8 protein-coding genes are annotated in these 16,120 nt (G+C 40.0%); all 8 read right to left on the bottom strand.

Features of this window, described 5'->3' with window-relative positions; translation table 11 throughout:
- Positions 1–15: 15 nt before the first annotated feature.
- Entirely contained in the window at positions 16–1,593 is a 1,578-nt protein-coding gene (locus tag B5X76_RS10330; RefSeq protein ID WP_079643039.1) for a RagB/SusD family nutrient uptake outer membrane protein, read from the bottom strand.
- A 19-nt stretch (positions 1,594–1,612) separates the two neighbouring features.
- Positions 1,613–4,750, bottom strand: coding sequence for a SusC/RagA family TonB-linked outer membrane protein (locus B5X76_RS10325; protein ID WP_079643038.1), 3,138 nt, complete (start codon positions 4,748–4,750; stop codon positions 1,613–1,615).
- A 22-nt stretch (positions 4,751–4,772) separates the two neighbouring features.
- Positions 4,773–6,641 carry an FAD-dependent oxidoreductase gene (locus B5X76_RS10320; protein WP_079643037.1) on the bottom strand — a complete coding sequence of 623 codons (1,869 nt, stop codon included), beginning with the start codon at positions 6,639–6,641 and terminating at the stop codon, positions 4,773–4,775.
- 5 nt (positions 6,642–6,646) lie between these two features.
- Positions 6,647–7,660, bottom strand: coding sequence for a phosphodiester glycosidase family protein (locus B5X76_RS10315; RefSeq protein ID WP_079643036.1), 1,014 nt, complete (start codon positions 7,658–7,660; stop codon positions 6,647–6,649).
- Positions 7,661–7,853: 193 nt separating this feature from the next.
- Positions 7,854–9,164 (bottom strand): alpha amylase family protein, encoded by a 1,311-nt coding sequence (locus tag B5X76_RS10310; RefSeq protein ID WP_079643035.1) that lies wholly within the window; start codon positions 9,162–9,164, stop codon positions 7,854–7,856.
- A 79-nt stretch (positions 9,165–9,243) separates the two neighbouring features.
- Entirely contained in the window at positions 9,244–10,884 is a 1,641-nt protein-coding gene (locus tag B5X76_RS10305; protein WP_079643034.1) for a DUF5018 domain-containing protein, read from the bottom strand.
- Between the two features lie 27 nt (positions 10,885–10,911).
- The gene (locus B5X76_RS10300; RefSeq protein WP_079643033.1) at positions 10,912–12,618 is read right to left on the bottom strand and encodes a RagB/SusD family nutrient uptake outer membrane protein; all 1,707 of its coding nucleotides are present in this window, start codon (positions 12,616–12,618) and stop codon (positions 10,912–10,914) included.
- Between the two features lie 37 nt (positions 12,619–12,655).
- The gene (locus tag B5X76_RS10295) at positions 12,656–15,892 is read right to left on the bottom strand and encodes a SusC/RagA family TonB-linked outer membrane protein (protein WP_079643032.1); all 3,237 of its coding nucleotides are present in this window, start codon (positions 15,890–15,892) and stop codon (positions 12,656–12,658) included.
- Positions 15,893–16,120: the final 228 nt, after the last annotated feature.

Raw genomic sequence — 16,120 nt, 5'->3', positions numbered from 1 at the left:
GGTGATTGCTTAAAATTACCAACCTGCATTTTGTTTCATTAACTTATTCACCACCATCTCATCTCTCGGAATAGCGAATAAAGTATCTCTATCTGTAATATTCTCTGCTGTTCGAAAGCCATATTGATAACTTGCATTTGCAGACGACTTATAGGAGATCAAACCTTTCATCGTTGGTACAAATACTCCCCAGCGAATCAGATCAAGACGTCTCTGTCCTTCGAAACCTAGTTCCATAGACCGCTCAGACTGGATGGCGATCTGAAAATCAACCTCATCTAATCCTGCAGGTAAATCGGCTTCATTAACATTCACAGCCCCGGCTCTCAATTTGCCATAAGCTCTTCTTCTTATCTGGTTTACGTATTCATCAGACTCCGTAGCACGATTCCCAGGCAACATGTTATCAGCCTCTGCATACATTAGCAAGACATCGGCATAACGTAACAAAGGAAAGTTTATAACCGTGGTGTTCGTACTTTTGACACCCGTCTTTTCATATTCACGGCGCCATTTTGCAGCACAACGATTATAATATATAGCAGCAGAACTTCCGGTATATATTATTCTATTCGTACTAGGAGCCGCTTCATAGTAATAATCATTGATATTCCAATCACGTCGTTCGTCTCCTACTTTGAATAAATCATAGTAAGACTTCATGATTTTTTGCGCTCCATAACTATAACCCACGACCGTATTTGACGTACCAATACCATTGATTGAGCCTACAGATCCTTCTTCATATTGTGCTCCAGAAATATAGGAAAACTCAACCTCCCATATTGACTCTCTGGTATCATATACCTTCTGGGCATGATTTTTAAAAACTTGAGTATAATCTGTATTCAAGCGGTGATAACCAGCATCGATAACTCTTCCTGCCCATTTTTTTGCCTCGGCATACCTGGACTTGTCCCTTAACGGTGCTCCTGCCATTTTTAAATTTACACGTGCCAACACTCCCCAAACCGCAGACTTTGACACCCGCCCAGCGTGCGTATATGAAGTAACATCAGCTACCTTATTAGCAGCAGCTTCCATATCACTTACAATCTGCGTATAGATTTCCTCCAACGTACCAGGTTTCATATCGACTTCACTAGGCGACTTGGTTGCCTGAAGACGCAAAGGGACCCTACCCCAGTTCGAAGTCAATACGAAGTAATAATACGCGCGCAAAAACAATGCTTCTCCCCTATACACTTCACGGGTTGCATTAGACATATCTGCTTTGTCAATATTTTCCAAGAGCATATTGGCACGATTAATCCCCTCATACAAGGTAGTCCAAGTATTCAATAATTTGCTATCGCCAATATCATAGTTGTAAAGAGCAATATCCTGTGTAGTACTTGACAATGCCATATATCCTTCATCGCTCATATCCATTTCGAAAAACAGATAACGACCGTAAGTCGCGGATTTTCCTAACACATCATATACCCCGCTCAGTGCGGCTAGTACTTCTTTCTCATTTCTATAATAATTGGCCGGAGCCACAAAATCCGTCGGATTTTCATTTAAGAATTTATCACAAGAACCTAAAAAGCTGGAGATTCCTAAAAGACTATATAAAACTATCTTCTTCATTACTCACTTCAATTAAAATTTAAAAAGTAACATTTAAACCAAACGTGTAGGTTTTAGCTCTTGGGTAAGCCGAATAATCAAATCCAGATGTCAATGCAGAATTACGTACCGATACTTCTGGATCATATCCCGAATAATTTGTCCAAGTATGTAAATTCTGAGCCGAGAAATAAATCCGTGCTTGCGCTATCTTGATCTTATTAAGATATTCAGACGGTATGTTGTAACCAAAGGCCACCGTCTTTAATCTCAAAAAGGATGCATCTTCTACCACACGGCTCGAGTATGTCTTATAAATCACCCCTTTTGCTGCAGGCAAAGTTCCTTCAGGATTGCTAGGAGACCAACGGTCTTTATAACTAGCAAATTGATTGGTATTGTACTTATAACCAGACTCCATGATAATACGGTTAGCATTCATTACATCATTACCATACGACCATTGAAAAAAGACATTCAAATCAAATCCTTTGTAAGCAAAGTTATTTGACCAACCTCCAAAATGCTTAGGTAACGGGTTGCCGATAACCACCTTATCATCGTCATTTATGATTCTGTCCCCATTCAGATCTTTGTACTTAATATGCCCTGGTTGAACTGTTGTTGTGCCATTCGTGGTCAGAGTAGGTTTTAGCACATAATTAACACCATCAAAATCAAAGTCATCATAACCATACACGCCATCCCATAGCAGGCCATAGAATTGAGAGACAGGTTGATTCAATTTCGCTATATATCCTGATACTGAAGCCCAATCATCTCCCCAACGCATATTTGTTAAGCGAGCTGTCTGATTATCCGCTAAGGCTAAAACTTTATTCCGATTAAACGAAATATTAAAATCAGAAGTCCATGTGAAGGCCTTTTTAACAGGAACAAATCCAAGCGTAAGTTCTATACCATCATTTTGGATCTTTCCTATATTCTTGATAGAGGTACTGAAACCTGTTGAAGGCGACATACCTGCATTCATCAATAAATCGATGCTTTTTTTACGATACACATCCATAACCAAAGTAATGCGTTCATTAAGAAAGCCTAATTCCAAACCTAAATCCGTTTGCTCAGAGGTTTCCCACTTTAAATCCGCATTGCCAAGAGATGTAGGCACGACACCTCTGATGATGTTACCTCCAAAACTATAGCCCGTAGTATTTTGGCTTTGCAAGGCAGCATGAGCGGCAAAGTTACCTACGGCATTATTCCCTGTACGGCCCCAAGAAGCCCTCAGTTTTGCATTAGAGACCCAAGAAACCTCCTTCATAAACTGCTCGTTGCTAATACGCCACGCCCCCGCCAAAGAAGGGAAGAAGCCATACACATTATCACCCAATAGACGTGAAGAACCATCCATACGCCCCGTAACAGTCAACATATAACGAGAATCATACGAGTACATTGCTCTTCCCATTGCACTGGCCATTGTAGCGGCAGAGGTGGAAGAAGAAATACTCGATGGCTCCCCCTCGTCGAGCCCTGAAAGACCAAGATTTTCATTTTGAAGACGAATAGCAGATGCCCCAAATATTAAACTCGTAGCACGCTCTGCAGTAAATGCTGCCATTGCGTTGATATAATGTTTCTTGGCCAATGTCTTGGTAAACGTCAATTGATTGGAGACATACCACCTATCGGATTCCAAAAAACTACGGGATCCATTTAATTGAGAGTTTGTAAACTCATGTCCAGTCCGTGAATTTGAACCATTATAGGTGTCAGTCCGACGATTTCCTTTATAGTATGTTCCAGATAATTTATACTTTAATGACTTTAGAATTTCGTACTCTCCATAGCCATTGACAGTAAAGGTAGTACCGTAGTTTTCTCTCAACTCATTCTGTGTGGTCATGATCGGGTTGAAGCGATGTTCTTGCGATTGTTCAATTTCAGGATCTAGCCCTTCTTCCAGAAGATTTGTGTTTGTTACCGATACCGGTCTAAATGCCCAAACACTAAAAAGCAAATTGAGTTCATGATTATAGTTTGATGTAGATGTAGGGGTACCGTAGTTCTTATAATTGGAATAGTTAGCATCCAATCCCAGCTTCAACTTTTTATTGACTTGTTGATCCAATGTCATACGACCTTGTGTACGGCCAAAACCCGAATTTAAAATTATACCATCTTGATTAATTCTGGACAAAGAGGCACTATACTTTGTTTGTGCAGTTCCTCCACTCAAAGAAAGATGATGGTTTGACATCGGTGCTATCCGCATCACTTGATTTTCCCAATTGATTCCATCAAGCAATCTATAGTCTTCCATATCCACTTCTCCTCCTTGTAAATACAAACCTTTGGTTCGGATTGAGTCTATATCCCATTGTAATTTCACGAAATCATAAGGCTTAAGAACCTCTTGCCTCCGTGAACTATTTTGGAACCCATAATAAGTATTATAGCTAATTTTAGGTGCCGATAATTTACCCCGTTTAGTCGTAACGATTACAACCCCATTCCCTCCTCTAGCACCATAAATTGCTGTTGCCGACGCGTCCTTTAAAATATCTATTGATTCAATATCAGCAGGATCCAATGCATTTATGGGATTGGCTGCTGCACTTCCATCATTTGGATTTTCTACAGGCATACCATCGATAACATAAAGTGGACCTGTATTTTGAGTAATAGATCCAATACCGCGAATGACAATGTCGATATTAGATCCAGGCTGTCCTTCAGAAGAGGTAACCTGTACCCCTGCAACACGACCAGCTAGGGCCTCATCAAATGATTTGACAGGCGCTTTTTGAAGATCATTCATTTTTACGGAGCCAATGGAACCAGTTAGATCGGAACGCTTTTGTTCACCATAACCAATCACTACAACATCTTCTAACATCGAACTGCTTTCCGCTAGGCGCACCTGCACTGTTGTCTGTCCATTCAGATTGTAGGTCTGAGGTTCATAGCCTAATGAGTTAAACTGCAGCTTACCATTCGCTCGATCCGTATTAATCACAAACTCTCCCCTTTTATTGGTTTGGACGGTAATATTACTTCCCTCCAACTTTACGGTTACAGCCTCAATTGGAGAACCATTACTATTGACTACCTTCCCATTGATTTGCCGCATTTGAGCTTGCGCCAAAGATACGATAGCAAACACCCAAAGGATGAGCAGACTTACCGAGCGGTAATGTTTACATTTTATCATTTTAGATTATTTTTGGTTAGTCTTAACTATTTATGTTGGTCAGATTCCCTTTAAAATCGACCCCTTTTTCAAAAAGCCTCAAGTGACTGTCTAACAATACAGCGACTTTACGTCTATTTAATTTCGTGTCTTCTTTAACCATGTCTGATATACCTGCATTTCTGAAAACATCTTGGATTTCGACAATTGAAATCGGCTTCCCTATAAACGAGAACACCTCCTGTAAACTACTGACGTTCAATGGCTCGCCAGATGCTGTCCAATTGTTTAACAACTCTGGATAATAGGTTCTTAAACCTACCATCAATTCATAACCACTGATTTCACGCTCGGGATAAAACCAAGTTTGATTCGCCCACTTATAAGGAATCCCCACACCCCTTAAAACACCTGTTGCTCCTATTTTATGCAAGGTCTTAAACTGAGGATCAGATGCAGGCACATCTATGTAAGGCATGATATAGGCTTTTTGATCGAGTAAAGTAGATTGAACATCCCGGATTGCAACGCTAGAAGGGCTTATTCCTTTTTGAACAGCTAGGGCCGCCACTACACCTGAAGCTTGACCTATGCCCAAAACCACGGGCTGAAGACGGGTAGCTCCATTTACGATATTACTCACACCGATACTTTTTTCTGCTACAATCAGGCCTTCATAGTCTTTGGGTATCAAGGCTCCCATGGGTACATTGTACGAAGGCACGCGTATTTTAACAAAATCAATCTCCGGAGCATTACCATACTTATAATGATGATGATCGATTGTATAATCTCCTACAACAACTCCTGTACGGTAATACGCCTCTAGAGTCTCAAAAGGAGTCATAATATGTTGTAAGGAAAACAGTGACTTGGCTTGAAGTCTCCGGGATTCTCTGTGATAAGGAATCATAGGGAAACCGTCTTTGGTTGGATATTCGCTAAAATCAATCCCTAAATGTCTAAAACCTAATTCTGCTTGGATATAATAGACAAATCGTAAAGTCATTTGCTTAGCTTCTTCCAATAATCTTGCTCGTTCAGAAGGCGTTTTTTCTACAATATTTAAATAGATGTCATTCCCTTTTTTAGGCCAGTTGACCATAAACTTATTGTTAGGCAGTCGCCCATAAGTCAACATCTTGAAACAATCATTATTGTCTTTCAATAATGTAGCCGGATCCGAAACATCGCAACATCCAGCAAATTCTTCTTTCGAGTAATTCTTTGGCTTTTTAATGGTCTTATCCACTCCCTTTCCAAAGTCTTTTAACGTAATGACATAGGTAAGATCCTGTACGATATCATTCGCCTCTGCTAGCGCAAAAGGTTCATTATTTAGCGACTTGCTATCCATGCCCAAATAATACGGTACATTTAGCGAAGCCATCACATCACCCAATTCGGTGGCATCAATCAGTACTTTTCCTTCAACACTTACTTCCTTACCTTTTTTATCTTTTGCTGTTATAACCCATCCTTGAACAGTCTTACTAGCTTTGGACCAGGTTGTCTCGAAGAGAACCTGTACATTTTTCTCTTTTTTCACCATTGCCTGCAAGATATTATTACCCACAGACGGTTCAAACAAGGTATTGCTCACCCAGCCTGTCTCGACGGCTTCTGGTCCCCCATAATAATCATATAAGTGCTGGCGAAATTCACCCCAAAGCCCAGAAGGTAAACGGTGATTTCCATCGATAGCAGACACGCCAGCAGAAGTTAACATTCCGCCCAACCACACCGTTTCTTCCACAACAATAACATCAACTCCAAGTCTTGAGGCTTGAATAGCCGCCATAGTACCACTAGCGCCACCACCGACAATAATAACATCTGTCTTCAACTGCGCAAAACCAAGCTGAATCGTCGCTGCAATAATTAAAATAAATTGTAAAAAAATCTTCTGCATATTATCTATCGTTTTTTAACCAGTATAGCACTTACTACTTTACGTTCCCCTCCTACATCTGATGGCTTTATCGTAGTAACTCCATCGACAACCATCGATGAAGATCCCCCTCCATCTAAATTCACTGCACCCACACAGCCAATTTCAAGCATGACTTGCGCCACTTCTTTAAGAGTTAACCCAGGTGCCCCGTCCTTGTTACCGCCTTCGGCAGCAAATAATACCACATTACCATTTTTCAAATAACCGATTGCTGATCTTGCACGAGAAGAAGTATTATCTACCGCAATCAGCTCTTGAACATCGGTAATCTTTAACAGAGAATCTTTAATCAACATAGGCGAACCACCAATCGCACTGTTTTGTCCCCATAAGTCACCCCCTACAGGAAAACTAGCCGTAGGGACTGCCTGTGGGGCTTTTCCTTCTTCATTAGGACTGGGCTGTGGATAAGCATACAGCCCGTTGCTTAAGGTATATATCCATGAAACGGATGGCTTATTTTCCTTATTTAATCCAAAAGCAGCACGCGTAGGGTAATATGGAGTGCTCACCCCACTTAAGGTCCTATTCAAACTCTTAATATTGTCTGCGCTCTTAATCCCATTAAACAACACCAAGCTATAACTAGCTCCTGTTCCAAAAAAACCTCCATTTAGACAGGCATATACTTCGCCAGCCTCTTCGCTAAAAAATGTTGAAGGTGTTTTTGCCGTAGTTGACATGATAGGTTTAAACTCAAGATTTAGCTTTGGATTAAAAGCCAGTATATACATGTTGGTTGCTTTTCCGTTCACGGCTTGATTACTTTTGTAAACCGCTATTCCTTTTGGAAATTTGGACATTAAGCCCTGTTGTTTATCCCAAATTGTTGTATCTAAATCAATTACAGGCTTTGGGGTTTTATATTTATCCAACTGATAAATGGAATACAATCCTATCTCTTCCTTATTATCACAAGCCAATTGCAGCAATGCAATAGCAAATAACATTTTAAACCACAATAATCTTCGTATCATAATGAAAGCATTTAGGTATTTACACCACTAAATAAGAAATAAAATATTGAAACAGCAACTTATTTTTAATTTATTTTAATAACAAAGGGTTTATTCAAGCATTATTTCATTTAAACAAACGCTAATCAAATCACTGTAAACGAAAATAGGTGAGACAATACCTCACCTACTTTCTATAAAAATGACATGCTTTCTATTTAAGTCCTTCTTTTACCTGATCCCACCAACCGTAATTAATAATATGTACGATATCAAAAATCATAGCTCCTTGCGATTTGGAACGACACATTTTTATGGCTTTAACAAATTGATCGGGATGATCTTTGTACTGTTCAACATATAGACCTGCATACACTGGAGTTTTTCCCATTGTGACCTTATTCACCAATTCAGCAGACCCCTCTACGGTATACCAATCCTCCTTCTCAACAACCAGCCCAGACTCCAAGGTCTTTTCCGTCGTATCCGACTGTTGCGACAATTCTGACTTCTCCACTTCAAAATAATAGTTGCCAGTGGTAAACAAATCCAGATATTCCGCATACCCTGTATTTTTATAGATTTTGTTTGCCCAAGAAAAATCTGGGCTAGGATCGTAATGTTTACTTGCAAAATTAACACCTACATCATAATAAAGCGGATACCAAGACCCCGTATAGTCTCCAAAAATGATGTTTGGATTAATACCTTTGATTTCATTACGGGCCTCTAAAATAAAATCGTGAATTATTGTTGCCCGCCAGGTCAACCAATCTTTAAACAAAGGGCCATCAATCCGTTCCCTACCTTTAAAACTAAAGATATCAGCCGGAAAATCTGTAACTTCTTTCCCCAGATGCTTTTCAAACAAAGCCTTACTTTTGGGCGAAAAATCGGCGTTCAAGTTATCAAATCGAACCCGATCCAAAATGATCCCATCCAATTTCGGGTATAACCCGACGAGCTCCTTCAATATGGAAAGTTCATAGGCTTGTACTTCCGGTAGCGCTGGATTGATCATGGCTGAATACTTGGTCTTTTGTTCTGTTATTAACTTAAACCCCTCCGGTAGATAGGACAATGTCTGCCAAGCAGCTTTTGCTGTATCACTATACACCACTCCTCGGTCAAAGTAATTATGCCCTGCCACAAATACATTGGTAGAAGCATGAACCTTTAACCCTAACTTCTGTCCCTCTTCAATAAATACCGTTAACATATCCCATGACAGATCTTTCTTAACCTTGCTCTCGCCCCAAGAAGTCATAACAGGAGCGATCTTACTCGGATAAAGCACCTCCCCCGTAATTGGCTTAACGTCTACAACGATATCCGTTACTCCTACATCCTTTGATTTTTTTAAGTAATAAACAATAGAATCTTTAACGCAGAAACGGTCGAAATTGGCCGTAGCGTCAAACCACAAAATATTTCTGTTGATAAAATAATTTGTTGCCTTCTCGTTTTTTGCTGGAGAGGAGCAGGAAATAAACAAAATGGAAACAAACAATAAAAGTAAGCGCATAATAAAATATAGGATGATTCTAAAATAACCTGCCTTCCAAAGTGAATTTAAAAGGCAGGGTTAATAATTTAATAATTATTTAGTCAGCATAGGTAGTAAACTCATGACAGACCAAATACCCGAAGGTACTAAGCATATAAACCTGAAGACGCTCTCCATTCTCCGACGTACCAACACAGATGTCTCCAGTAGCATTCAAATTAGCATTCCCCAAAAATAATTCAGATTGATATACACGTAAATCATTATAATTGGGAGCCGAAATAGATGTACCAATTAATGACCTATTCGTGATATCGTAAATGAACATTTGTGAATTATCATTCTTTTCAATCAACTTCAATTGAGCAACAATATCTGCATTATTAAATCTGACATAGGCTATAGAATTATTCATCATCGTATTGGGCACTGTAGGAAAAGTAGCGATCCGTCCATAACTCGCACCAGAAAGATAAACCAATTCCGTATTTGCACTTGCTATATAGTTAGCACCCTCATTAGCACTCATAGGAACGTACTCAGCCAAGAAGCCCAAGGAAGCTTCACCATCCTTATATTCTTTTAAAACAGGCTGCGTACTTGTGAACAAACCATTCTCCATTCGCCACTCATAAAAGAATCTACTGTTGGCCAAAGAGGCTGTCATCACTCCTTTACCAGTCAGACTTCCTGCCCATGCCACCTTACGTCCGATACTACCATCCCCTGGGACAGTAGCAGGTTTGGCATTTGTCCACTCCAACAGCTTAACTGGATTTTTATCATTCACATTATTATACCTATACACAATAAAAGCACTATTGGCGGGTGTATAACTAGTAATCGCAAATGATTCAGATCCATCACCGATCCCCTGAAATGACAGACGACCACCAGGCAAAGGACTAGTTATACTGTGCGAGAATACGCCGGTAAACCTATTGTACACTTTAAACACAGATGGATTACTTCTAGTAACAATTACCACATAATCGCCACTAACAAACAGAGAGGTTTCATTATTTGCTGAAAACCCTAACTCCGCGGCAGTTTTCACAAATAATCTACGACTTATCCCCAAACCACGTTCTTTCTTCACGGGCTCTTTAACAACAAAAGTATAATCAGATTTTGCATCACCTGGAGCGGAAACACTAAAAACTTTAGATCCAGTCCCTAAATCAATCGCACTACCATTCACAATAGATCCTGTTGAATGTTTATTGATTACATATTCCAACTTTACTTTACTCACATCAATCCCTGGGAGAACAAAAAAAGTTACAGTTTTCCCCGCGATAATTCCCTCCACCACATCAGCACCAACAGTTATTGTCACTTTATTCAGTGCTGTACTTCCTCTTTTCAAAGCTTTGACGACATAATTCTGTTTGTCTCCCGTACCTGATGTTACAGTTAAAGTCCGAGGCTCACTCAAATCAATAAAACCATTAAGACCAGGGGTAATTTTAGCATCTGCGGGCAAGGATGCTCTTAAAAGCATACGTTTCAGATTTACTTCATTATCCGAATCTATTGGATAATAATAATCCACATTTACAAAGAAAGTATCGTTCGCAAAAGTACTATTAAACAAACGGTCTGTAGCCTTTCCCTCTATAGTGGCATAGATATCCGCTAATCCATTTTTTTCATTTCGCTGTCCATAGTCTGGTTTTTGACAAGCATTAAAAGCCAACAAAACTGCGGCACTATAAACTATATTTTTCAGTAACATTTTCCTAATTTTTAAGTGAACAGATGATTACCAACCAAAGATTTGATCAAGAGCTAAATTTAACTGCACCTCATTTTCTGGAATTGGCAAGTAATAAAGTTTTCCGGTGAAACTCCTGTTGACAGCGTCTGCCGGAACGACCTCGTAGGTATATCCCGCACCCTGTCCAGTGATTTTATGGCCAGTCATTTTCTTACCATTCAATTCGATATGTGCCTTTCGCCATCTACGCAGATCCCAAAAACGATGTCCTTCAAAAGCTAGCTCTACTTTTCGCTCGTGCTCAATAGCTTGCATAGCCTGTGTACTGCCTGAAACACTAATGGAGTTAAGCCCCCTTTTACTACGCAACATATTGATATAGGTCGTCGCTGACGCATAATCATCCAATTGTGCCTTAGCCTCAGCCAACACCAATATAATTTCTGCATACCGCATCTCAATCCAGCTTTGCGTACTCTTATTCACAACAAAAGTTGTATTGCTAGGGTCTAACATCTTCTTTGCATAATAACCCGTAACCGTTCGCTTTGGATCTCCACTTCTACCGAACTCGACAAATCCCTCGACAGCATCCGCTTCAGTAGTATTTAGTACACGTCCCTTCCAAACCGAGTTATTATGTAGAATAGTTGCTTCAAAACGAGGCTCTCTATTACTATACGGGTTAGCTGCATGCACAGGATTCGACCAAGAAAACTTAGCTCCATCTGCCATCTCAAATTCATCTACCAGCTCTGCCGTAGGTACTCCATATACCAGTGTATTTCCTGCAGCATCACGCGGTGGGGCATAGCCCAAATCATAATCGTGTGTTATATTAGGCGCTAGATAATCCACCCTGAAAATCGCCTCTTTCGTATCTTTTTTTCTAAATATCCCAGCGAAGTCAGTATCCAATGCATACAACCCTTCGCCTGCTAATTCAACGACTTTTGTAGCAGCACTAGCAGATATACCAAAATAGTCCTTTGCCTTTGTTTGCGAAATTCCTGTCAAGGCATCCGTATTGAACTGCTTGTTGTCATACTTTGCAATTGAGCCCGCGTACAGCGCTACACGCGACAGCATACCATAGGCAGCACCTTTAGTTGCACGTCCGCTGAGATTTGTTTTTGGCAGATTTTCGGCAGCAAAAGTTAAATCTTCAATCATAAAATCATAAACCTCCTGCTCGCTAGAACGTGGTTTATCTTTTGAGCTATAATCGCCTAATGATCTAAAAACAGGAAGGCTACCGTGCAGTTTTGCCAACCAAAAATAAGTGTAAGCCCGGACATAGCGACCTTCAGCTTCATATACCAACTTTTGTTCTTCACTGAGTTTAGACTTTGTCTTTACCCCCTCTATCATTTCATTGACACGTCTAATCCCAACGAAACCTGGGTTCCAAAAATTCAAGCCTACCGTGGCAGGAGAAAAATAATTTGCATTAGAAATTAAAGTGTTAACCGTACCATTCCCCAGTGTATTGGACGTGAATTTCATCCCATCAGCCAAAGCATCCATCGCATTATTGTAGCCTAGATTAGGAAAATTACCGAACTGAAACTTTTGAAATACCCCATACATACCTGAGACATACAACTCGGCTGTATTAGGATCTGACCAGACACTTTCCTCGACAAGGCGATCTTGCAGATCTAGATCCAGATTACATCCTTGAAAAGATATAGCGGTCACTGCTAAAATTGCTAAACTCGTTCTTTTTATAGTTGTTTTAATATTTTTCATGAGAATCACTTAATGTTTGTTAATGAATTAGACCTTCTTAAAAAGTCACATTTAAGCCAAATTCAAAGATGCGCTGTTGCGGATAAAACCCATTATTTACATTAGGCATCTCAGGATCGATATATTTTAATTTATCCCAAGTAAACAAGTTTGACCCTGAAACAAACAATCGGATATTTTCAATCTTAATCTGTTGCAACATTGATTTAGAGAAAGTGTAGCCCAACTGAGCAGACTTTAAACGTAAATAACTTCCATCGCGCACCCATCCCGAGTTAGAAAAACCATTTTGATTGGAGATACCTGTTGCTTTATAAGCACTTAATCGTGGAAATTCCGCATCCGGATTATCGGGTCTCCAAGAATTTTCTACTAAGAAATAAGGGGAGTTCCCATAATTATAAAAAGCTCTGGTAAATGGCGTATTGTCATCAACACCACTCGTATTTGAAGAGCCCTCATACGTACCTGCCAAACTAATATTTACCATTGTTGCACCTTGTAGCAACGCTGAAAAATCAAACCCTTTGTACGCCAGATCGATATTTAAGCCAAAAGTTAACTCAGGCACATTAGAACGACCAATGTAAGTCTGATCCTCTGCTACAGTAATCTTACCGTCTCCATTAAGATCTCTGAATTTAAAGAATCCGGGAGCCAAAGTACCTCCACTAGGCGTCGGGGTATTTCTAGCCTCCTCCCAATCTTGAATTATTCCATCAGAGATAAATCCGATTTTGGTGCCTACAGGTTTACCGATCAAACTCTTCCATGCTGGCGTACCATCAGGCTCATCTCTTTTTAAAATGCGATTACGAGCCCAATTTACATTACCTGTAATACCATATTTAAACTCTCCTACCCGATCATTATAGCGCAATTGCGCATCAAATCCTCTATTATCCACGGACCCCACATTAACTAACGCCGGATAGTAACCACCCATAGAACCTGGATATAAATTGTTAACCCGCTCAAGTATGTCATCTGTGAGACGGTAGAACCACTCAAAGTCAAAGCCCAATTTTCCATTTAAGAATCTAGACTCAAAACCCACATTCATAATAGTAGACTCTTCCCATCTCAACTTAGGATTCTGCAAAGGATTGGTATAGATAGGCATTACCGGTTTTCCACCGATCACAACAGGTGGGGTATGCCCATGAGGAACAGGATTATTAATCGTCGTTTGAGAAAAAGTAGACAGATAAGGGAAAGTACCTACCTGAGCGCGATCATTTCCAGCTCTACCATATGAGGCTTTCACCTTCAAAAAATCAACGGTTTCTAAAGCTTTTGCAAAGAAATTTTCTCGAGACACAATCCAACCCAATCCAACAGCGGGAAACGACTTCCAACGGTTTTCCTTAATGAAATTTGCCGAAGCATCCCACCTAGACACTAACTCCACCAGATATTTATCTTGATAAGCGTAATTTAAGCGTGCTACGAAGCCTGCCCTTGCCGTCTCCGCATCACTAGAGCCTGTAGCCGCGATCAAGTCATTTGGATCTGTTGATCCATAATTAATTTCTTGTATAATAGAAATTGGAAAATTACTAGCACCAGTAGCAAAAATATTGCCTTTAGTACCAGAATATTCATACAGGGCCAAACCCGTAAACGCGTGGTCGCCCACCGTCTTACTGTAATTCAAACTCGACTGCATCGTTTTTCTATAAGATGCTTGGTAATCTTGTCTAAGCGTTGTTTTTCCTATACCCGGTACAACATCCAGTGCCGTATAATCACCTGTTACCTGATCGCGTGACCGTCCCATGGTACGGTATGGCGTGGTCCATCTTTTGCCTTCTCTACCAGTAAAATCATAAGCTCCTTGTACTTTCAGGACCAGCCCTTCTACTCCTGGTACACGAAAATCAAGATTAGCCTGTCCTTGAAAGATATTAGATTTATACTTTTGATAACCCGAATTTTCCACCGAAGCAATAGGATTTACCCAACCAGCACCTGCTTGGTAAGCTGTCGGAAGACCATTTGGAGCATACATAGGTAAGTTAGGCAACATACGGACTGCCTGATAAAAAGGGTTCATATATTCTGAATTATCAGGCGAAATCCCTGGGGTGTTGCTAACTTGATTACGCAAGCCCATGTTTAGTGTAAGGGTTAGGTAATCATTAATGTCATTTTTCAAATTTGTCCTAACATTGTATCGTTTAAATCCAGTATTGTCAATCACCCCATCTTGATCCATATGACTTACAGAGGCGAAATACTGCGATTTGTTTCCCCCTCCAGAAATAGTCGCCGCGTGATGCTGGGAATACGAATTATTATCTGTCAACAAACTGATCCAATCCGTATTTCCCAATAACGGATTTGTATTGGCTCCAGAACGAACTGCATCAATCATCTCCTGCGTATAAACCAATCCTACCTGAGTTTGGTTGGTACTCAATAAGAAATCGTTATCCAGTTCTGTTCCTTTATTGTACCAAGTCATGTAATCCGGTCCATCCAAAAATTTTGGAAACCTCGTATTTTGACCAATACTATAGCCAAAATTGTAAGAAACCTTAGTTTCTTCTTTACGTCCCGATTTTGTTTTGACGAGAATAATACCATTCGCTGCCTGAAGTCCATATGCTGCAGTAGCTACTGCATCTTTAAGAAAAGAAATCGTTTCGATCTCACTGGGATCCAAATAAGCCAAAGTGGACAGGCTTCGCTCTATATCATCAATGATGACCAACGGCGATTGATTTTCACCATAAGTACCTACACCGCGTAAATACAATGAGGCATTATCAGCGCCGGGTCTTCCTGACTGTTGCACTCCTGATAGTCCAGGGACTCGCCCTACGAGCGAGTTTGTAATGTTCATCGATGGCGCCTTTTTAATATCATCGGCGGATATCTGTGTTACGGAACCGACAACATTACTTCTTTTCTGTGTACCGTACGCCACAACCACAACCTCATCTATCTCCTTATCACTTGAAGTCAATGCAATAGTCACATCGCCTGCATCCCTAACGACTTGTTCTTTAGTTTGAAAACCAACGTAACTAATTTCTAAAGCTACAGGAAAACCAACAGAATTAATTTGAAAAAAGCCTTTACCATCTGTAAATACAGAAGTCGTTTTTCCCTTTAATTTAACATTTGCTCCTGCAACAGGCTTACTCCTTTCATCAAGAACATAGCCTTTCACCACAGACTGGGCAAACGTCATAACAGTTTGCATCAGCAAAAAAAGCAAACTAATGGTCTTCAGGTGATAAGACCGCTTAAAGTTTAAAAATTGCATAATTTAGTGTTTAATGTTTATTTTAAATAGTCATCGATTCAAAACATAACTGCTCGTTGAAATTATATCAGTTAATCAAACAAGGTTAGAGACAACAGTTATCTGGCATTCCCTTTTATAAAACAAGAATATCTCCTACGAACAATATGGTATCATATTTAAGCTTTGCTCAGTACTTCGATGCTAAATAAGAAATAAAATATCAAACAATCAACTTATTTATAATTT

Source organism: Sphingobacterium nematocida, assembly GCF_900168125.1.
Lineage (GTDB): Bacteria > Bacteroidota > Bacteroidia > Sphingobacteriales > Sphingobacteriaceae > Sphingobacterium > Sphingobacterium nematocida.
This window is presented reverse-complemented; position numbering and strand designations above follow the sequence as displayed.